The organism is Streptomyces sp. NBRC 110028 (assembly GCF_001417735.1).
In the GTDB taxonomy this organism is placed as follows: domain Bacteria; phylum Actinomycetota; class Actinomycetes; order Streptomycetales; family Streptomycetaceae; genus Streptomyces.
On sequence record NZ_BBUZ01000025.1, the window covers coordinates 91,287 to 110,560 of the forward strand.

The window sequence follows — 19,274 nt, forward strand, 5'->3', positions numbered from 1 at the left end:
CGCCGGCGGCCACTTGACGCGCATCCGCGCCCGCGACGCGTCCCTTGACGCCCCCTGTGTGACCGGTCACAATCCTGGCGTGCATGTGACCGGTCACACAAGAGGCGGCAAGCGGCCCGGCATCCGCGACGTCGCCGCCGCCGCGGGGGTCTCGTACCAGACCGTCTCCCGGGTGATCAACGACCATCCGAGCGTCAGACCGGCCACCCGCGAACGCGTCCTCGCCGCCATCGAGACCCTCGGCTTCCGCCGCAGCGCCACCGCGCTCGCCCTGGCCGGCGGACGGACCCGGTCGGTCACCGTGCTGACCGCGAACTTGGGCGTGCCGTTGCCGAGCTCACCTTCGCCAACCCGGGCGCGTACGCCCCGCACCTCGACCGGATCGACCTGGCCCCGGTCATCGGCTGACCGCACGATGAGCCCCGGTGCGGCGTGCAGCGCACCGGGGCCCTGTCCCCGCCCCGGCGTCAGCGCGGTACGACGCCGGGACGGCGCGCTCCCGGGCCGCGGACCCTCAAGCGGTCGCCGCGTCCTGGGTGGGGGTGGGACAGCCCACCGTGGCGGTCACGGCGGTCAGCAGCATCACCGAGTCCTCCAGCGCGAGCACCCCGTGCCGTTCATGCGGGATGCGCTCCACCTGCCCGGCGATCAGATCCGTCCGCACCCCGCTCCCGGTCAGCCGCACATGACCGTGCAGCACGTGCAGACTCGCCGCCGGGGGAGCGTTGTGCTCGTCCAGCTCACAACCGGAGACCATCGCGATCACGCTTTGCCGCAGTGGCCCGTCGTGCAGGAACAGATGTGCGCTGCGCCCGTGCGGATCGGCCTTCGCCTGGTCCAGATGGTGGCGCGCGAGCGCGGTGAGGTCATCCATGAGTGCCCCTCGATCGGCCTGATCTGATCGTCGCCGGGTTCCCTCAATCGTCACCGGCTAGCGTGATGCGCGCCAGTTCGCACCTCGCGAAAAACAACCCGGCGACATCGAGAGAGGCAGCCGTGGCCGACTACCTGACCGTCCTGACGACCACCGACACCCCCGAGAAGGCGGAGGCGCTGGCGCGCGGCGCCGTGGAGGCGCGGCTGGCGGCCTGCGCGCAGATCAGCCAGCCGGTGACCTCCGTCTACCGGTGGCAGGACGTCATCGAGACCGCCGCCGAGTGGCAGGTGCTGTTCAAGACGACCGCCGCGCGGTACGACGAGCTGGAGGCGCACATCCGCGAGGCGCACGACTACGAGACGCCGGAAGTGATCGCGACGCCGATCACGCAGGGCAGTGAGGACTATCTGGCCTGGGTCGTAGCGGAAACGACCATTGACTAACAGAAAACAAAATCTGTCACCTGTCATCTGTTGCCCGATATCTGTTACCCACTACCTGTTATCCGCCATCCGTCATCCGTCATCCGCCAGCGCATCGCTGATACCCCGCTCCCGTGGCCCCAGGAAGCGCGGGTCCGGCCGGAACGTGGCGTCGAGCGCCGCCTTGCCCGCCGCCACGGTCTCCCGCAGCCCGCCGAAGCCCCACGTCGCGTCGTGCGGCTCGTCCACCGCGACCCCGTACGCGTCGATCCCCGCCGCCTCGCACAGCGCCACCGCCCGGCGGATGTGGAACCCCTGGCTCACCAGCACTGCCCGGTGCACCCCGAACACGCGCCGGGCCCGGCTGCACGAGTCCCAGGTGTCGAAGCCCGCGAAGTCACGGACGATCCGCCGGTCCGGTACGCCCCGCTTCACCAGATAGCCGCGCATCGCGTTCGGCTCGTCGTAGTCGTCGCGGCTGTTGTCCCCGGTGACCAGCAGCGCCCGTACCTTCCCGTTCCGGTACAGCTCGACGGCCGCGTCGAGCCGGTGCGCCAGATACGGCGACGGCTCCCCGTCCCACAGCCCCGCCCCGAACACCACCCCCACCGGCGCCGAGGGCGCGCCCCCGGCCGCCGTCCCCACCCGCCCGTCGGTGCTCAGCCGCAGCCAGGTCGCGGGCAGCAGTGCCAGCACGCTGACGAGCACGGCGACCTGAAACGCCCGCTGCCACCCCCGCCGCGTCCGCGGCAACCGCCGCCGTACCCACCCGAACATGCCCGCCTCCCCTTGGCCCCACCAGCACCATCGCGCTGTGTGACGCGGCCAAGGGGCGCGGCGGTTGCGCCGGGCTATTCGGCGTCGTCGTCCTCTTCGGGCTCCTCGGTCACAACGAATTCGCTGGTGTCGAGATCGAAACCGAACGGAGCGGGGATGGGCAGTGGCTTGCCGAAGGGGACGGTCATATGGGCCCGGTAGCCGTGGTCCGACGGGTCCCAGAAGGCGGTGATCTCCTGGGCCTGCATGTCGAGCACGAGATAGACCGGCACATGGCGACCGTAGACCTCGAGCTTCTCCTGCCAGTCGACGTCACGCGTGGAGACCGAGGTCAACTCTGCGACAAGAGAGAGCGCATCGCCGTCCACGTGGCGCGCACTGCCGCGGAAGGCCGCCAAGTCCGCGACGTGCAGGTCCGGTCCGTAGGCGCGCTCGGAGGTGGCGAAGCTGAAGAGAAACGGCGAGGTGTCCGCGTCATGCCCCTCGGGGACATGGGCCGCAAGCTGAAGGCGCAGTGACCTCATGGACAGCTTGTAGAACGGCCTCGACCACGGCGACACGACGATCTTCCCCCTGATGAGCTCGGCCTTGAAGCCGTCCGGTGTATCCAGTTCCTCCGTGGTCCGGAGCAGGTCGTCGAACCCCTTTTGGGGCTCATCGGTGTCCGGTGTGTCTGTGGTCATCGGCCGCTCCAATATCGCGGTCACTGCATCCTCCATCTGCTACGGAGCGTACTCTCGGCCTCACCGTAGCGACGGTGCGTGACTCGTATCCGTTATCCGTTCGCATTACCCCGAACGAGCGATGTGCCCCATCCCGCATAGCCTTGGGGAGTCGTCCCGTACCAGCGAAACCAGCAGGTGATCGAGCCGTGCCGCCGCTCCCCAAAGCCGAACTCCACCTCCACATCGAGGGCACCCTGGAGCCCGAACTCGCCTTCGCGCTCGCCGAGCGCAACGGCATCGAGCTGCCTTACGCCACCCAGGACGAGTTGCGCGCCGCGTACTCCTTCACCGACCTCCAGGACTTCCTCAACCTCTACTACGCGCTCATGACCGTCCTCCGCACCGAGGACGACTTCGCCGACCTCACCAACGCCTACCTCACCCGCGCCCGCGAGCAGGGCGTCCGGCACGCCGAGATCTTCTTCGACCCCCAGGCGCACACCGCCCGCGGTGTCGACATCGGCACCGTCATCCGGGGCCTCACCCGCGCCCTCGACGCCGCGCCCCGCACCCACGGCATCACCACCCGCCTGATCATGTGCTTCCTGCGCGACGAGACCGCCGAATCGGCCCTGGCCACCTTCGAATCCGCCCGTCCCTACCTCGACCGGATCACCGCCGTCGGCCTCGACTCGGCCGAGGTCGGCCACCCGCCGTCGAAGTTCCGCGAGGTGTACGCGCTGGCGCGGGAGGCCGGGCTGAAGTGCGTCGCGCACGCGGGCGAGGAGGGCCCGCCCGCGTATGTCTGGGAGGCGCTGGACATCCTCGGCGTCGACCGAGTCGACCACGGTGTCCGCTGTCTGGAGGACGACACCCTGGTCGCACGGCTGGTCGCCGACCAGGTGCCGCTGACCGTCTGTCCGCTCTCCAACGTCCGCCTCCGCGTCGTCGACCACCTCGCCGACCACCCCCTCCCCGCGATGCTCGACGCCGGCCTGCTGGTGACCGTCAACTCCGACGACCCCTCCTACTTCGGCGGCTACGTGGAGGACAACTTCACCGCCGTACGGGACGCCCTCGGGCTCGACCGGGCGACGCTGCGCACCCTGGCCCGCAACTCCTTCCGGGCCTCCTTCCTGGACGAGCAGACACGTGCGGCGTACCTGAAGGAACTCGACGCGTCTTGACTTCAACTTTGGTTCAAGTTCTACGTTCGTCCGCATGGAGTACTCGCACAGCGACGACGAACTGATCCGCCAGCCCATCGGCTACTGGAGCTGGGCCGCCTTCAAGGCGGTCGTCACCTACATCCGCGAAGGGCTGTCCGAATTCGGTCTCAGCCAGCCCCAGTGGTGGGTGCTGAACCAGGTCCACGACGGCGGCGAGGACGGCCGCACCCGCGCCGAGGTGCGGGCCGTCCTCCAGGGCTATCTGGACGTGGGCACCGCCCTGGAACCCGAGATCGACGCCCTCCTGGAGCGCGGCCTGCTGACCACCACCGCCGAACGCCTCCGCCTGACCCCCGAGGGCCGCGCACTACAGGCCCGGGCGGCGGACCACCAGGTGACGATGCGGGGGCGCATCCATGACGGCATCCCCGACGAGGACTACGTGGCCACCCTGAAGGTCCTTCAGCGCATGATCCACAACACCAACGGCCACGCCTGGCACCACTGAGCCCCGGCCGAGCCTCACCACCGTCCGGCCTGCGCCCAGGGCTGGAGCGACACCGCAGTGGCCGCGTGGCTGGACACCGACCGGTCGATGGTCCGCCGGTGGCGGACCAGGTTCCTGCGCGCCATCGACCGCATCTGCCGCTACTGGGGCAGGGGCCGCCGGACCGACTCAACTTCAGCTATTGACTGTTTGCTATAGCAGAACTAATGTCACCGACATGACCGCTGACGCCCTGGGTTTCGTGGAGACCGCATCGCTGAAGGCTGTCGCCGAGCAGGGTTTGGAAGCCGATGTGGCCGACCGGCTCGCGGACATCTTCCAAAAGCTGCGCCTCTTTCACCGCCAGGTCGAGGCGTGTGCGGGCAACTCCGTTCTGGAAGGCTTGCTGGGGCAGACCCGGGCCTTCAGCGAAGAGGAGCGGCTCGACCTCGCCTTGAGGCTCGTACCCGGGCATGTCGAGGCGTTCCGTACTCGCTACCACGAGCACCGTGAGTTGCTGGACGCTCTCCTCGAACGGGACGAGGGCCGTGCCGAGGAACTTGCCATGCGGCACCACGGCGCTGCCCTGGCCCAGTTGGGCGGCGGTTGACCGTCGATCCGCCCGCCCTGGGGCCCCGGCGCAGGGGATGTGCCCCTGCGGGACAGGAATCTCTCTCTTGTTTGCTATAGCATGTAGCGCGAGGGCGCCTCGCGATTTCCACTCCCGGACACAACGAAAGGCGCCATCCTCATGGAACTCCGCATCCTGGCCCCCACCGGCGCGCTCGGCGCCGGCTTCGACGCCGACGCGCTCGCGCGCGGCCTCGCCGTCCGCGATCGACGAGGTGAGGGCCACGGATTGAACGCGGAACAGCTCGGGGCTGAAGGTGTGCACAGGCTTGCCGGCTGCGGCTGACAACGGCTGATGTGGTGAGCCGAGTTGTCGGTGGGTGATGAGACAACGGGCGATTTCGAGGAACACTTCGTGGATGTCCCATCGGATGCGCAGATCCCAGAAGCCATGCAATTCCGAGCGCGAAGTTGGTCGCGGCAGAGGTTGTGGTCCTGGCAGTAGTCGGGTCCTGCAGCAGCCGCCGGCGCGTCATGCCCGAGCTGAAAGTCGAGGCCTCGCGGCAGGTACCCACGTCTTGACATCCGCGCCAAGAGGAAATGCTCCAGTGCGTAGAGAAAAGGTGTTGTGTGACAATGGAACTCGCGATAGTCATGCCCGCTCGCAATGAGGAGGGCTGCATCCGGCAGACGCTGGACGAATGGCTGAATGTCCTGAGTAGCTCGGGGCTCACCAGCGAGAAGGCGGTCCAGGTGATCGTCATCGACGACGGTTCCACGGACCGTACCACCGCAATCCTGGCGGAGTTGGCAGCGGCCGACCCTCGGATCCGCTTCGTGCGACAGACTGGCATCGGGCACGGCCCTTCAGTGGTGAATGGCTATCGACTTGCCCTCGATTCCGGCGCCGAACACATTTTCCAAGTCGATTCCGATAACGAGTTCGATCCGTACGAGTTTCCCAAGATCTGGCAGCACCGCGACCGTGCGCCGTTCGTTTTCGGGTGCCGGGTGCGGCGCAGCACACCGCCCTCGCGCCGGTTCATATCGCTTTCCCTGCGGTTGCTGCTGAAATTCTTGTTCCGCGTCCGCATTCCCGATTCCAACGTGCCATACCGTCTGATGAATCGTTACTACTTAGGTTTCGCGGTTGAAAATATCCCGCCGGGCGTCTTCATTCCCAACGTCTGCATCGCGATCCTCGCCCACATCCTGCAGGTTCCGGTGATCCACGTACCGATCACCCACCGGAAGCGGACCACCGGGAAGGTGTCCATCGTCAGCTGGCGCCTGGTGCGCGCGTGCTTGCAGTGCCTCGGGCAGCTGCTCGCCTGGCGGCTGCGGTTCCGCCGGATCCGGTACATCTTCGCAGCCCACGGCGCGTACGTGTCCGGCCAGGTACCGTGTGCGCACCAGCGCCCGCTCGACGTGACGGTCTGAGCCGTGACCTGGCGTCGCCTTTTCGGCTTCACCGTAGCGCTCACCCTGCTGATCTGGATCACGTCGCGCCTCGGTGTGGCTCTCCACGAGTCGTCGCACCTGCTGGTCAGCGGCCTGCTCGGCGCTGACATCGCCGGGCTGCACGTGCCGCTGTTCGGCGACGGGTACGGCAATTTCTCGTTCGCCGGGGACACGGGCGCCACGCCGCGGTTCCTCGCCCTGATCATCGGGCCGATGTCGCACATCCTCGGCGGCGTGATCACCATGCTGCTCAGCCGGATTCCGTTCCGGTCGCGGTGGCTCCGGCTCTTCCTGATCACGTACGGGGCCGTGAACCTGCTTGCCGGGCTGCAGTATCTGGGATCCGGCCTGTACTACGGATACGGTGACCCGGCGGATGCACTGATCGCCTACCTGCCGCCGTGCAGGCCCCATCCGGTGAGCGCGGACGTCGTCACGACGATCGCCACCGTGGTGGTGATCGGTACGCTCGGGGTGAGCGCGTACTTCCTGACGCGTGACTATCTCGCCGTGCAGGAGCTGTGGTTCCCGGCCGGAAGTCAGCGCGTCCGGTTCAGGACCCTGCTGCTGACGGCCGTACCGGCCGTGGCGATCTTCATCGGGGCGTTCATGCTGTCCGGCAGCGAGTCGCCCACCTTCTACGCCGGCGGCGACTCCCGCTGGAACGAGCCCGTACGCGACTATCAGATCGCCACCGGCATCGCGGCGGATCTGAGGGCGCACCCCGACGCGGATGCCGCGGATTCCTGCCGGCGGGCCGCCAACGACTATGTGAACGTCTTCATCGGCGACCGGGAGACCGAGCATCAGCAGACGCTCAACGAACTCCGGTCCCGCGGCGTGCCACCCGAGCCGACCGGAAAGCTGCCACTGCTCCCGGTCAGTGCCGCCCTGCTGGCCCTTGGCGCCTGCCTTGCCCTGCTCCGCAGTGGCCGCGCCGCACACGAACTGGTGGGACACGATGCGAACTGACGACTGGACCACGCCACTGGCCTGGAACCGGGTGCACCGGTACCGGCAGCGGGTGCTGGAAGTGCCGCGCGGGCTGAGCGCCGTGCCGGAGACCAGCGGGTCCGTGCTGCCGCGAGGCTTCGGCCACTCATACGGCGACAGTTGCCTGAACGCGGACAACACGCTGCTCGATACGCGGGGGCTGAACCGGATTCTCTCCTTCGACCCGGAGACCGGCGTCCTGCACTGCGAGGCGGGCGTGACGATCGGCGCGGTGCAGCGGTACGCCACCCCGTACGGCTGGCGCCTGGCCGTCTCGCCGAGCACAGGTCTCGCGTCGGTCGCCGGTTCCGTGGCCCACGACGTACACGGCAGAAACCACATCTTCGCCGGCTCCTTCGGCCATCACCTTCTCGAAATCGAGCTGATGCGCAGTGACGGCCGCCGCCGACTGTGCGGCCCAGGCGCCGACGATCAGCTCTTCCGCGCGACGGTCGGCGGCATGGGGCTGACAGGCCTGATCACAACGGTGAAGCTCCAGTTGCGGCCGGTGAAGTCGTCGTTCATCAACGTCGAGACCCACTGCCACACGGATCTGTCCCAGCTGATGGCCCACATCGACGCGACCGCCGACACCCACGAGTACGCCACCGCTTGGCTCGACCTGGTGGGCCGCCAGACGTTCCGCGGAGTGCTCGAAATCGGCAACGAAGGTCCCGGCGAACGCTCCTTCCCGCAGGATCGGTTTCAGCCTCGAGTGCCATTCGACCTGCCGCGGTTGTGCGTGAACCGACCTCACATGCACGCGTTCAACCTGGCCTACTTTCGGCTGTGCGGGCGCAAGAAGCCCGGCCGGGTCAGCTATCAGAAGTACCTGTACCAGATGGACTCGCTCGGCGACTGGAACCGGCTGCTCGGCCGCAAGGGCTTCTACCAGTATCACTTCCTCATCCCGGCGGCGGCCGTGCCGGACGGGCTGCCCCGGCTGCTCGACGCCGTACGCAGCTCGGACAACGTCGCCGTGCTCGCCATCCTGAAGCGCTATGGGCCGTCCGCGGCGCCCGGCATGATGTCCTTCCCGGTCCATGGCGTGGGCGGGGCTTTCGACTTCGTCAACCGCGGCGAGCGCACCCTGCGGCTCTTCCACGAGCTGGACGAGCTGATGATCGAGCTGGGCGGCCGCGTCTACCTGGCCAAGGACTCGGCTCTCGACCCGGGCACGTTCAAGCTGATGTATCCGCAGTGGACGGCGTTCCGCGAGTTCGTCGACCCTCGTTTCTCGTCGTCGCTGTGGCGCCGGGTGACGGGCGAGGAGCCGTGAACCGGGCCCTCGTCCGCCAGGTCGTCCGGTTCGGCCTCGTCGGCTCTCTCTGCGTGCTGCTGCAGATCGCGCTGTACGCGTTGCTGCGCACCTGGCTGCCACCGCTGGTGTCGAACCTCGCGGCCCTGCTGGTGTGCACGGTCCTCAACACTGAGGCCAACCGCCGCTTCACCTTCGAGGCGGGCCGGGGCTCGGCCGGCCGGACGCAGCTGCAAGGCCTGCTGGTCTTCGCCGCGTACTACCTGCTCACCTCGGGCGCCCTGCTTCTGCTCGACGTCGTGGTGGCCACGCCGCCACGACGGCTGGAGCTCGCAGTCCTCGTCGTGTCGTCGGCCGCCGGCACGATCGGCCGCTTCGTGGTGCTGCGGCTCTGGGTTTTCCACCGCCGCGTTCTCGCCGAGGAGAACGCCGCGTTTTCGGTCAAGGAGGATACGTAAAATTGAAGGTGCTCATCATTGGCAGCGGCCTCGCCGGAGCCACCGCAGCCGCAGTCCTGAAAGATGCCGGCGCAGAGGTCCGCGTCATCGAGCAAAGACCGGTGTGGGGAGGACAGCTTCGCACGGAGAATGCCAACGGCATCCTGTATGAGCCGCACGGCGCGCACATTCTGCACACCGCCGACCAGCAGGTGTGGAAATTCGTCACCGACCGGGTGGAGATGCTGCCCTACCGGCACCAAGTGATGACCGAGGTCTGCGATCGCCTGCTCTCCTGGCCACCGCAGGTCTCCGAGCTCGAGCAACTGCCGCAGTGGGCCGACATCCGGCGCGAGCTCGAGCAACGTCCGGAACGGGCGCGCACCACGAACTTCGAGACGTGGTGCGAGGACATCATGGGAGTGACGCTCTACTCGCTGTTCGTCAGGCCGTACACGGTCAAGCAGTGGGGGACCGACCCGAAGAACCTCGCCGCGCAGTGGGCGCCCAAGCGGATCGAACTGCGCCATGACGGTTACCGTGACCTGTTCCGGGATCCGTACCAGGGCTGGCCCCGCGGCGGCTACCTCAAGCTCATCGACGCCCTGCTCCGCGACGTCCCTGTCGAGCTTGGCGCCGGCGTGACGGTCGAGTCCTTTGCCGAGTACGCCCGGGGAACGGACGCCGTCGTGCTCACAGCACCCCTCGACGTCTTCTTCGAGCATGCCCTGGGCGAGCTGCCATGGCGGGGCGTACGCCTGGAAAACCACTTCATCCCCGGTGCCGACCATGTACTGCCCTGCGGCGTGGTCAACCATCCGGGGCTGGACCAGGCCTACACCCGGCGCATCGAGACCAAGTGGATGAGCGGCCAGACCCTCAAGGGCACCGTCGTCAGCTACGAATATCCCGGCGCGCCCGCACGCCACTACCCGGTCGAGGATGTCGAGGGCAAGAACCGCGGCCTCGCCAACGACTACCGCGCGCTGGTGACCGAGGAGCTCGGCCCGCACGTGCACCTGGCCGGACGGCTGGCGACGTACACCTATATCGACATGGACCAGGCCGTCCGCCAGGGGCTCAACGCGGCAGCCCGCATCCTCAAGCAGGCCGACGTCTGATGCCGAAGGGCCCGGCTGATGACCGATCGGCCGAGCTGACCGCGCGTGCGTATGGGGTGGGTGCCCGGCCGTAGCGCTTTCTCGAAGGCCCGGGTGAAGCGGCTGGCATCGGCGAACTGCCCGGTGGGCGGCGAGTTTCGAGATGCCCGGCCGACCGTACGGCGCGGTGAGAAGGAGCCGGGCGCGGGCGAGGAGGGTCCGCCCGCGTACGTCTGGAAGGCGCTGGACATCCTCGGCGTGGACCGTGCCGGCCACGGCGTCCGCCCGCACCCGGCTCCCGCACCAAGCACCGCACCCCACCGTGAAGTCACCGAAATCCCCCGTCACGGCCGCGCAACGGCGGCGCAACACGCCCCTGCCACAGTCGCGTCATGACAGCGTTGCTCCGCCCCCGCCCCTCCGGCCGCCCCACCGGCACGCGTCCCCCGACGCTGGTCGCCGTGGCGCACGGCAGCCGGGACCCGGCGGCGCTACGCACCGTGACGGCGCTCGTGAACGCGGTCCGGGCCCTGCGGCCCGACGTACCCGTACGGCTCGGGCACATCGAGCTGGACCGACCGCTCCTCGCGGACACCCTCAAGGCACTGCGCGGCGAAGCCGTCCTCGTACCGCTGCTGCTCGGCCGTGGCCATCACGTCAAGGCGGACCTTCCGGAGGCGGCCGCGAGGGCCGGCCACCTCACCACGCGCATCGCCGCACCCCTCGGCCCCCACCCGCTCCTCGCCGAGGCCCTGCACGCACGCCTGGACGAGGCCGCCCACCAGCACCCGAGGACCATCCAGGCCGTCGTCCTCGCCGCCGCCGGTTCCCGCGACCCCGACGCGGCCGCCGACGCCGCCGCCACGGCCGCCCTGCTCAGCACCCGGCTCGGCGGCGTGCCGGTCGTCCCGGCCTACGCCTCCGCCGTCGCCCCCACGGTGGCCGACGCCGTACGCACCCTCACCTCCACCCGGCGCGGCCACCCCCGGGACATCGCCGTGGCCTCGTACTTCACCGCCCCCGGCCGCTTCGCCACCCAGTGCGCGGACGCCGCTCCCGGCATCGCGGCGGCCCCGCTCGGCGCCCACCCGGCCGTCGCCCGGCTGGTGCTCCACCGGTACGCACAGGCCCTCGCCGGTGCTCCGCTGTCGGACCGGGCGGTTACTGTCGGTGTATGAGCCGCAGAGCAGGTCGTACGACAGATCGCACCGCACACCGCACCACCGCACCAACGACCCCCGGCTATGACGCGGCGGACCTGGAGCGCTGGGTCCAGGAGCCCGACAAGCGGCCCGGCCGGACCGCGTTCCAGCGGGACCGGGCCCGGGTGCTGCACTCGGCCGCGCTGCGCAGGCTGGCCGGGAAGACGCAGGTCGTGCCCGCCGCCCCGGCCACCGACGCGGACCTCGGCGGCACGGCCCGCACCCCGGCGTGGGACGCCACGCCCCGCACCCGCCTGACCCACTCCCTGGAGTGCGCCCAGGTGGGCCGGGAGCTGGGGGCCGCCCTGGGCTGCGATCCGGATCTGGTGGAGATGGCCTGCCTCGCCCATGACCTCGGCCATCCGCCCTTCGGTCACAACGGTGAGCAGGCCCTCAACGAGGTGGCCCGCGACTGCGGCGGCTTCGAGGGGAACGCCCAGTCGCTGCGGCTGCTGGCCCGGCTCGAACCGAAGCGGTTCGTCCCCGACACCGAGACCGGCGAACCGGTCAGCGTCGGGCTCAACCTCACCCGGGCGGCCCTGGACGCGGCGACCAAATACCCCTGGCCGCGCGGCGGTCACCCCCGCGACCCGGACTCGCCGAAGTTCGGGGTGTACGAGGACGACCTCCCGGTGTTCGCCTGGTTCCGGCGCGGCGCGCCCGAGCGGCGTACTCCTTTCGAGGCCCAGGTCATGGACTGGGCGGACGACGTGGCGTATTCGGTGCACGACGTCGAGGACGGACTGCACGCGGGCCATCTCGACCCGAACAGCCTGCTCGCCGAGCCCGAGCGGCGCGAGGTGTTCGCGGTCGCCGCCGCCCGTTACGCGCCGGGCGCCGGGGCGGAGGAGCTGGCCGAGGCGCTGGACCGGCTGCTCGACCAGGAGTGGTGGCCGCACGGCTACGACGGCACGTCCGTCGCCCAAGCCCGCCTCAAGGACGCCACGAGCCAGCTGATCGGCCGGTTCTGCCTCGCCGCCGAGGCCGCCACCCGGGCGGCGTACGGCACGGGCCGGTTCACCCGCTACCGCGCCGAGCTGGTGGTGCCGCGCACGGCCCGGCTGGAGTGCGCGGTGCTCAAGGCGGTGGCCGACCGTTACGTCATCCAGCGCGCCGACCAGGAGCTGGTCCGCGCCGACCAGCGCGTCGTGATCGCCGAGCTCGGCGAGGCGCTGATCGCCCGCGCCCCGGACGGGCTCGACCCGCAGTTCCGCGCCCTGTTCGACGCGGCCGACGCGGCGGGCGACGACACGGGGCGGCTGCGCGCGATCGTGGACCAGATCGCCGCCCTGACGGACGCCTCGGCCCGCTCCCTCCACGCCCGCCTGACGGTCCCGCGCTCGGTACGCCACGTATGACCCCGTAGAACCACGTGCCACCCCCCCCACGACCCGTTCCCGCCACTCCGCACGGCCCCCTTCCCCCGCCCCGCTTGGTGCGGGAGGCTCCCCGGAGCGGCTTCCCTCGGCCAAGGCTCCGGCCGATGCGACTGGCCGACGCGACCGGGGTAGAAGCAAACGCAGAGGCACCGCCCGGCAGCGAGGAGGAAAACAAGTGGTCGACGCACACCAGACGTTCGTCATCGTCGGAGGGGGCTTGGCCGGGGCGAAAGCCGCGGAAACCCTCCGTTCGGAGGGGTTCACCGGCCGGGTGATCCTGATCTGTGACGAGCGCGACCACCCCTATGAGCGTCCGCCGCTGTCCAAGGGCTTCCTCACCGGCAGCCAGGAGCGCGACAGCGTCTTCGTCCACGAACCCGCCTGGTACGCCCAGGCCGACATCGAACTCCACCTCGGCCAGCCCGCCACCCACCTGGACCGCGCCGCCAAGGCCGTGACCCTCGGCGACGGCACCCGGATCCACTACGACCGGCTCCTGCTGGCCACCGGTGCCGAGCCGCGCCGCCTGGACATCCCCGGCACCGGCCTGGCCGGGGTGCACCACCTGCGCCGCCTCGCCCACGCCGAGCGGCTGAAGGGCGTCCTCACCACCCTCGGCCGCGACAACGGACAGCTGGTCATCGCGGGCGCGGGCTGGATCGGCCTGGAGGTCGCGGCCGCCGCCCGCGGTTACGGCGCCGAGGTGACCATCGTCGAGCCCGAGCCGACCCCGCTCCACTCCGTCCTCGGGCCCGAGCTGGGCGCCCTCTTCGCCGACCTGCACAGCGAGCACGGCGTCCGCTTCCACTTCGGCGCCACGCTCACCGAGATCACCGGGCAGGACGGCATGGTGCTCGCCGCCCTCACCGACGACGGCGAGGAGCACCCCTGCCACAGTGTGCTGGCCGCCATCGGCGCCGCCCCGCGCACCGCCCTCGCCGAGGCCGCCGGGCTGGAGGTGGTGGACCGGGCGTCGGGCGGCGGCATCGCCGTCGACGCCGCGCTGCGCACCAGCGACCCGGACATCTTCGCGACGGGCGACGCCGCCTCCGCCCCGCTCGCCTTCCTCGAAGGCACCCCGGCGCGCACCGCCCTCCCGCCCGGCGCCCGGCTGCGTGTCGAGCACTGGGCCAACGCGCTGAACGGCGGCCCGGCCGCCGCCCGCGCCATGCTCGGCCAGGACGTCTCGTACGACCGGGTGCCGTACTTCTTCTCCGACCAGTACGACGTCGGCCTGGAGTACTCCGGCTACGCGCCGCCCGGCTCGTACGACCAGGTCCTGATCCGGGGCGACGTCGGCAAGCGGCAGTTCGTCGCCTTCTGGCTGAGCGACGGCCGCCTGCTCGCGGGCATGAACGTGAACGTGTGGGACGTCACCGAGCCCATCCAGCGGCTCATCCGCACCGGCGCCCGGCCCGACCCCGGCGCCCTCGCCGACCCGTCCGTCCCGCTCGGCTCCCTGCTGCCGTAGGACTCCCCAGCGCGCCGGGGGCCCGACCCGGGACGGACACCGGTGTCGGACCCCGGCCGTAGAATTCACGCGTGGCAGGCCGGATCAACGATGACGACGTAAAGGCGGTGCGGGACGCGGTCCCGATCGACGCCGTCGTATCCGAATATCTCCAGCTGCGGAACGCGGGCGGTGGCAATCTCAAGGGGCTCTGCCCCTTTCACGACGAGAAGTCACCGTCCTTCCAGATCAGCCCCAGCAAGGGGCTGTACTACTGCTTCGGCTGCCAGGAGGGCGGCGACACCGTCGACTTCGTCATGAAGATCGACCACCTCTCCTTCGCCGAGACGATCGAGCGGCTCGCCTCCCAGGCCGGGATCACCCTGCGGTACGAGCAGGGCAGCGCCACCCCCGGCCGCCAGCAGGGCGAGCGCACCCGCCTGGTCGAGGCGCACCGGGCGGCCGCGCAGTTCTACGTCGAGCAGCTGGAGAGCCCCGAGGCGGAGATCGGCCGCACGTTCCTCGCCGAGCGCGGCTTCGACCAGGCCGCCGCCCAGCACTTCGGCGTCGGCTACAGCCCGGCCGGCTGGGACCACCTCGTCCGCTTCCTGCGCGGCCGCGGCTTCACCGACCAGGAGCTCCTCACCTCCGGCCTCGCCCAGGAGAGCCGCCGCAACCCCATCGACCGCTTCCGCGGCCGCCTGATGTGGCCCATCCGCGACATCACCGGCGAGGTCGTCGGCTTCGGCGCCCGCAAGCTCCGCGACGACGACAACGGCCCCAAATACCTCAACACCCCCGAAACCCCCCTCTACAAGAAGTCCCACGTCCTGTACGGCATCGACCTCGCCAAGAAGGACATCGCCAAGACCAGCCGCGCCGTGGTCGTCGAGGGGTATACCGACGTCATGGCCTGCCATCTGGCCGGTGTCACCACCGCCATCGCCACCTGCGGCACCTCCTTCGGCGGCGACCACATCAAGATCCTCCGGCGGCTGCTGATGGACAACTCCGGCGCCGAGGTCGTCTTCACCTTCGACGGCGACGCGGCGGGCCAGAAGGCCGCCCTGCGCGCCTTCGAGGACGACCAGAAGTTCGCCGCCGAGACCTACATCGCGATCACCCCGGGCGGGATGGACCCCTGCGAGCTGCGGCTCGCGCACGGCGACGGCGCGGTCAAGGAGCTGGTCGAGAGCCGCACCCAGCTCTTCGAGTTCGCCATCCGGCAGATCGTCGCCCGCCACAACCTCGACACGGCGGTGGGCCGCGCCGCCGCCCTGGACGAGGCGGCGCCGGTCGTCGCGGGCATCAAGAACAGCTCCATCCAGCACGAGTCGGCCGTCCATCTCGCGGGTCTGCTGGGCATCCTGGACACCCAGTTCGTCGTGCAGCGCGTCAGCCAGCTGGCCCGCTGGGCGCGGGACCGCGGCCGGGGCGGCGACCAGCGGCCCGACCAGCGCGGCCGCCGGGGCGCGGCCCCCGGCGGGCCCGGCGGCCCGGGCGGCCCCGGCCAGGCCCGGGGCCCGGCGGCTCCGACCGGCCCCCGGGGCCCCGCGCTGAACCTCCGCAGCCCCGCCCACCGGGTCGAGCGCGAGCTGCTGAAGCTGGCCCTCCAGCGCCCCGAGCTGGTCTCCCCGGCCTTCGACGCCTACGGCGAGGACGAGTTCACCGCCCCGCCCTACGCCGCCGTGCGCCGCGCCATCGAGGACGCGGGCGGCGCGGAGGGCGCCGACACCGACTATCTGCGCCGCGTCCGCGAGGCCGCCCCCGACGACACGGTTCGCGCCATGGTCACCGAGCTGGCCGTGGAGCCCCTCCACACCCGCCGCGAGGCGGACGAGGCGTACGCGGGCGAGCATCTGGTCCGGGTCCGCCAGGCCGCCGTCAACCACCGCGTCAGGGAGGTCCAGGGCACCCTGCAGCGCCTGGGGCAGCGCGCCGACCCGGCCCATCTGGCCGCCGTCCAGAACGAGCTGTGGGTCCTCCAGCAGTACGCCCAGTCCCTCCAGACCCAGGGCGCCGCGGCCCTCTGACCGGGCCGCGGCCGGGGCCGTGGCCGGGCACCGCGGACGTCGCGTGACCGGGCGGTCACCGGCCGCTGCGTAAAAAGTGCCCGCACGCCCCTCGTGGCGGGCGTGTGTCGTACTCCACACTGGGGTGCGGTGCCTGAGTCCTCGGAGCGCGGCGGTGTTGGCCGGGTAGGCCGGAATCCCCCGCAGATCCGCTCATGATGTACGGGACGGACGGCGGCGTGGCCGGCGCGTTCGTACCCGATCGTTCTGCCGCCTCAGCAGCGATCACCCTGGAGGTCGCCCCCGTGCAGACCCAGACCCTCACCGACGCGGCCTCCATGGCGCCGCCGCAGTCCCCGGCCCCGTCGGCCATGGGACCACCGGAACCCCCCGCGCCCCCCGACGCGGCCCTCGTCCCGGAGCCCCAGGACGCCGGGACCGACGCCGCACCAGGCACCGAGCCGGCCGCCGAACCGGCCGAGCCCGAGGTCGAAGCCGAGGCCGAGCCTGAAGCTGAGCCCGAAGCCGGGGTCGAAGCCGAAGCCGGGGTCGAAGCCGAAGCCGGGGTCGAAGCCGAAGCCGAGGTCGAGGTCGAGGCGGACAGCGGCCCCGCCGACCGCCCCGCCCGCCCCGAGACCACCGGCCCCTCCTCCGACCTCTTCCGCCAATACCTGCGCGAAATCGGCCGGATTCCGCTCCTCTCCGCCGCCGAGGAGGTCGAGCTGGCCCGCCGGGTCGAGGCGGGCCTGTTCGCCGAGGAGAAGCTCGCCTCCGCCCCCGACCTCGACAGCCAACTCGCCCTCGACCTGGACCGGTTGGTGGTCCTGGGCAGGATGGCCAAGCGCCGGCTGATCGAGGCCAACCTGCGCCTCGTCGTCTCCGTCGCCAAGCGCTACGTGGGCTGCGGCCTGACGATGCTCGACCTCGTCCAGGAGGGCAACCTTGGCCTGATCCGCGCGGTCGAGAAGTTCGACTACGCCCGCGGGTACAAGTTCTCGACGTACGCGACCTGGTGGATCCGCCAGGCGATGTCCCGCGCCCTCGCCGACCAGGCCCGGACCATCCGGGTGCCGGTCCATGTCGTCGAGCTGATCAACCGGGTCGTCCGGGTGCAGCGCCGGATGCTGCAGGAGCGCGGCTACGAGCCCACCCCCGAGGAGGTCGCGCTCCAGCTCGATCTCACCCCGGAGCGGGTCGGGGAGGTGCTGCGCCTCGCCCAGGAGCCGGTGTCGCTGCACGCGCCGGTCGGGGAGGAGGACGACGTCGCGCTCGGCGACCTCATCGAGGACGGCGACGCCGCCTCACCGGTCGAATCCGCGGCGTTCCTGCTGCTCCGCGAGCATCTGGAGGCCGTGCTGTCGACGCTCGGCGAGCGCGAGCGCAAGGTCGTCCAGCTGCGGTACGGACTGGCCGACGGCCGCCCCCGCACGCTGGAGGAGATCGGCCGGATCTTCGGTGTGACCCGGGAACGCATCCGCCAGATCGAGTCCAAGACCCTCAACAAGCTCCGCGACCACGCCTTCGCCGACCAGCTCCGCGGCTACCTCGACTAACTACGGCTGCGCCTCGAACGCCCCCGGATGCGTCTGCTCCCGTACCGCCACGTACTGCTGCCGCACCGCCTGCCCCACCGCCAGGTCGTCGCCCGGCTCGAACACCTGGCTGGCGGCCGCGGGCCAGCGCGGCGGCTCGTGCGGGGACAGCGTCCCCTGCGCGGCGCCCAGCGCCCACGCGGCCTGCCGGGCGGCGCCCAGCGCGGCGTAGTCGGCGGGCTGCGGCACCACGATCTGCGCCCCCAGCAGCGCGGGCGCGATCGCCCGTACCGCCTGGAGATCGGCCGCCGGGCCCAGCAGGAACACCCGACGCACCCCGACCCCGCGCCCCCGCAGGATGTCGAGCGCGTCGGCGAGCCCGCACAGCATGCCCTCGAACGCGGCCCGCGCCAGATGCTCCGGCTTCATGGACTCGCGCCGCAGTCCGGTCAGGGTCCCGGCGGTGTGCGGCAGGTACGGGGTCCGCTCGCCCTCCAGATACGGCAGCATCACCATCCCGTACGACCCGGGGGTGGAGTTCAGCGCGAGCGCCGACAGCCCCTCCAGGTCCGTGCCCAGCAGCTCCGCCGTACCGCGCAGGGCCCGGACCGCGTTGAGCGTGTGCACGACGGGCAGGTGCATGCCGGTGGCGTCGGCGTACGACAGGATCGTGCCGGTGTGGTCGGCCAGCGCCTCATGGTGGATGGAGAAGACCGAACCCGAGGCACCCAGCGAGATCACCGCGTCGCCGACCCCCACGCCAAGACCGAAGGCCGCGGCCATGGTCTCGCCCGTACCGGCCGATATCAGCAGCCCCTCCGGCGTCTGCCCGGCGGGCTGGGCCGGTCCGATGACCTCCGGCAGCCGCACCTGATGGCCCAGCGCCAGCTCGACCAGATCCGACCGCCAGGCGCCGGTCGCCGCCGACCAGTAGCCGGTGCCGGAGGCCGTACCGCGGTCCGTCGTACGCCGCAGCGGCCGCCCGAGCAGCTGCCACACCAGCCAGTCGTGCGGCTGCAGCACCTCGGCCACCCGGCGCGCCGCTTCCGGCTCCGACCGCGCCATCCAGCGCAGCTTCGCCACCGACTGGGCGGCGGTCGGCACCGCGCCCACGGCCTGGGCCCACGCCGCCCGCCCGCCCAGCGTCTCGATCAGATCGGCGGCCGCGGACTGCACCCGCCGGTCGTTGCCCATCTGCGCGGGACGCACCAGTGCCCCGTTCCCGTCCAGCGTCAGCAGCCCGTGCTGCTGCGCCGAGACGCCGATGGCCCGCACCCCCTCCAGCAGCCCGCCCTCGGCGGCCTCCCCGAGGGACAGCAACCACGCCTGCGGGTCCACATCATGGGGTGTTCCCCCGGAGGACGGCGCCGGGTGCGGCGCGTACCCCTGCTTGAGTACGGCACCCGTATCCGAATCGCAGACGACGATGCGCGTGCTCTCGGACGAACTGTCCAACCCGGCGACTATCCCCATGGACCAGATC

The 19,274-nt window shown here is 70.9% G+C and carries 20 protein-coding genes and 2 pseudogenes; 17 read left to right on the forward strand and 5 right to left on the reverse strand.

Going from position 1 to position 19,274, the window contains the following annotated elements:
• Positions 1-58: 58 nt before the first annotated feature.
• A pseudogene (locus tag ASC60_RS39060) lies at positions 59-316 on the forward strand (LacI family DNA-binding transcriptional regulator); the annotation flags it as partial.
• A gap of 198 nt (positions 317-514) precedes the next feature.
• On the opposite strand, the gene ASC60_RS12970 reads toward ASC60_RS39060, so the two are convergent.
• Complete coding sequence (locus tag ASC60_RS12970; protein WP_055550245.1) at positions 515-874, reverse strand: hypothetical protein; 360 nt, start codon at positions 872-874, stop codon at positions 515-517.
• A 122-nt stretch (positions 875-996) separates the two neighbouring features.
• Between ASC60_RS12970 and cutA the strand changes: the two genes are divergently transcribed.
• On the forward strand, positions 997-1,320 hold the full coding sequence (cutA, locus tag ASC60_RS12975) for a divalent-cation tolerance protein CutA (RefSeq protein ID WP_055550247.1): 324 nt from the start codon (positions 997-999) through the stop codon (positions 1,318-1,320).
• A 72-nt stretch (positions 1,321-1,392) separates the two neighbouring features.
• Here cutA and ASC60_RS12980 read toward each other — a convergent pair whose 3' ends face one another.
• Both ASC60_RS12980 and ASC60_RS12985 read right to left on the reverse strand, forming a co-directional pair.
• The gene (locus ASC60_RS12980) at positions 1,393-2,076 is read right to left on the reverse strand and encodes a vancomycin high temperature exclusion protein (RefSeq protein WP_055550250.1); all 684 of its coding nucleotides are present in this window, start codon (positions 2,074-2,076) and stop codon (positions 1,393-1,395) included.
• 74 nt (positions 2,077-2,150) lie between these two features.
• Positions 2,151-2,795 (reverse strand): Uma2 family endonuclease, encoded by a 645-nt coding sequence (locus tag ASC60_RS12985; RefSeq protein WP_079038367.1) that lies wholly within the window; start codon positions 2,793-2,795, stop codon positions 2,151-2,153.
• Between the two features lie 152 nt (positions 2,796-2,947).
• Between ASC60_RS12985 and ASC60_RS12990 the strand changes: the two genes are divergently transcribed.
• The 5 genes from ASC60_RS12990 to ASC60_RS41610 all read left to right on the forward strand — a co-directional run bounded on the left by ASC60_RS12990 (position 2,948) and on the right by ASC60_RS41610 (position 5,313).
• Positions 2,948-3,928, forward strand: coding sequence for an adenosine deaminase (locus ASC60_RS12990; protein ID WP_055550254.1), 981 nt, complete (start codon positions 2,948-2,950; stop codon positions 3,926-3,928).
• 34 nt (positions 3,929-3,962) lie between these two features.
• A complete protein-coding gene (locus ASC60_RS12995; RefSeq protein ID WP_055550257.1) occupies positions 3,963-4,418 on the forward strand; it encodes a MarR family winged helix-turn-helix transcriptional regulator in 456 nt (151 codons plus the stop codon).
• Positions 4,419-4,475: 57 nt separating this feature from the next.
• On the forward strand, positions 4,476-4,616 hold the full coding sequence (locus ASC60_RS44030) for a hypothetical protein (protein ID WP_107097067.1): 141 nt from the start codon (positions 4,476-4,478) through the stop codon (positions 4,614-4,616).
• 19 nt (positions 4,617-4,635) lie between these two features.
• On the forward strand, positions 4,636-5,007 hold the full coding sequence (locus ASC60_RS13000) for an FCD domain-containing protein (RefSeq protein ID WP_055550259.1): 372 nt from the start codon (positions 4,636-4,638) through the stop codon (positions 5,005-5,007).
• 141 nt (positions 5,008-5,148) lie between these two features.
• Positions 5,149-5,313 (forward strand): hypothetical protein, encoded by a 165-nt coding sequence (locus ASC60_RS41610; RefSeq protein WP_159043245.1) that lies wholly within the window; start codon positions 5,149-5,151, stop codon positions 5,311-5,313.
• A gap of 21 nt (positions 5,314-5,334) precedes the next feature.
• Here ASC60_RS41610 and ASC60_RS44035 read toward each other — a convergent pair.
• Positions 5,335-5,424 (reverse strand): annotated as a pseudogene (locus ASC60_RS44035) (IS5/IS1182 family transposase); the annotation flags it as partial.
• A gap of 179 nt (positions 5,425-5,603) precedes the next feature.
• Between ASC60_RS44035 and ASC60_RS13005 the strand changes: the two are divergent.
• From ASC60_RS13005 to ASC60_RS13050, 10 genes are all read left to right on the forward strand, one after another.
• Positions 5,604-6,407 (forward strand): glycosyltransferase family 2 protein, encoded by an 804-nt coding sequence (locus tag ASC60_RS13005; RefSeq protein WP_055550261.1) that lies wholly within the window; start codon positions 5,604-5,606, stop codon positions 6,405-6,407.
• A gap of 3 nt (positions 6,408-6,410) precedes the next feature.
• A complete protein-coding gene (locus tag ASC60_RS13010) occupies positions 6,411-7,400 on the forward strand; it encodes a hypothetical protein (RefSeq protein ID WP_055550262.1) in 990 nt (329 codons plus the stop codon).
• Entirely contained in the window at positions 7,390-8,700 is a 1,311-nt protein-coding gene (locus ASC60_RS13015; protein WP_063787126.1) for an FAD-binding oxidoreductase, read from the forward strand. The genes ASC60_RS13010 and ASC60_RS13015 overlap by 11 nt, the downstream gene beginning before the upstream one ends.
• Positions 8,697-9,137, forward strand: a complete 441-nt coding sequence (locus ASC60_RS42190) for a GtrA family protein (RefSeq protein WP_055550266.1) — start codon at positions 8,697-8,699, stop codon at positions 9,135-9,137. The genes ASC60_RS13015 and ASC60_RS42190 overlap by 4 nt, the downstream gene beginning before the upstream one ends.
• An 8-nt stretch (positions 9,138-9,145) precedes the next feature.
• On the forward strand, positions 9,146-10,237 hold the full coding sequence (locus ASC60_RS13025) for a UDP-galactopyranose mutase (RefSeq protein WP_234356951.1): 1,092 nt from the start codon (positions 9,146-9,148) through the stop codon (positions 10,235-10,237).
• A gap of 371 nt (positions 10,238-10,608) precedes the next feature.
• Entirely contained in the window at positions 10,609-11,394 is a 786-nt protein-coding gene (locus ASC60_RS13030) for a sirohydrochlorin chelatase (RefSeq protein WP_055550270.1), read from the forward strand.
• Complete coding sequence (locus ASC60_RS13035; RefSeq protein ID WP_055550273.1) at positions 11,391-12,776, forward strand: deoxyguanosinetriphosphate triphosphohydrolase; 1,386 nt, start codon at positions 11,391-11,393, stop codon at positions 12,774-12,776. The genes ASC60_RS13030 and ASC60_RS13035 overlap by 4 nt, the downstream gene beginning before the upstream one ends.
• Before the next feature lie 196 nt (positions 12,777-12,972).
• The gene (locus tag ASC60_RS13040; protein ID WP_055550275.1) at positions 12,973-14,268 is read left to right on the forward strand and encodes an NAD(P)/FAD-dependent oxidoreductase; all 1,296 of its coding nucleotides are present in this window, start codon (positions 12,973-12,975) and stop codon (positions 14,266-14,268) included.
• 71 nt (positions 14,269-14,339) lie between these two features.
• The gene (gene dnaG / locus ASC60_RS13045) at positions 14,340-16,280 is read left to right on the forward strand and encodes a DNA primase (RefSeq protein ID WP_055550277.1); all 1,941 of its coding nucleotides are present in this window, start codon (positions 14,340-14,342) and stop codon (positions 16,278-16,280) included.
• A gap of 194 nt (positions 16,281-16,474) precedes the next feature.
• On the forward strand, positions 16,475-17,812 hold the full coding sequence (locus ASC60_RS13050; RefSeq protein WP_234356925.1) for an RNA polymerase sigma factor: 1,338 nt from the start codon (positions 16,475-16,477) through the stop codon (positions 17,810-17,812).
• On the opposite strand, the gene ASC60_RS13055 is transcribed toward ASC60_RS13050, so the two are convergent.
• Positions 17,813-19,264 (reverse strand): FGGY family carbohydrate kinase, encoded by a 1,452-nt coding sequence (locus ASC60_RS13055; protein WP_055550279.1) that lies wholly within the window; start codon positions 19,262-19,264, stop codon positions 17,813-17,815. It abuts the gene before it with no gap.
• Positions 19,265-19,274: the final 10 nt, after the last annotated feature.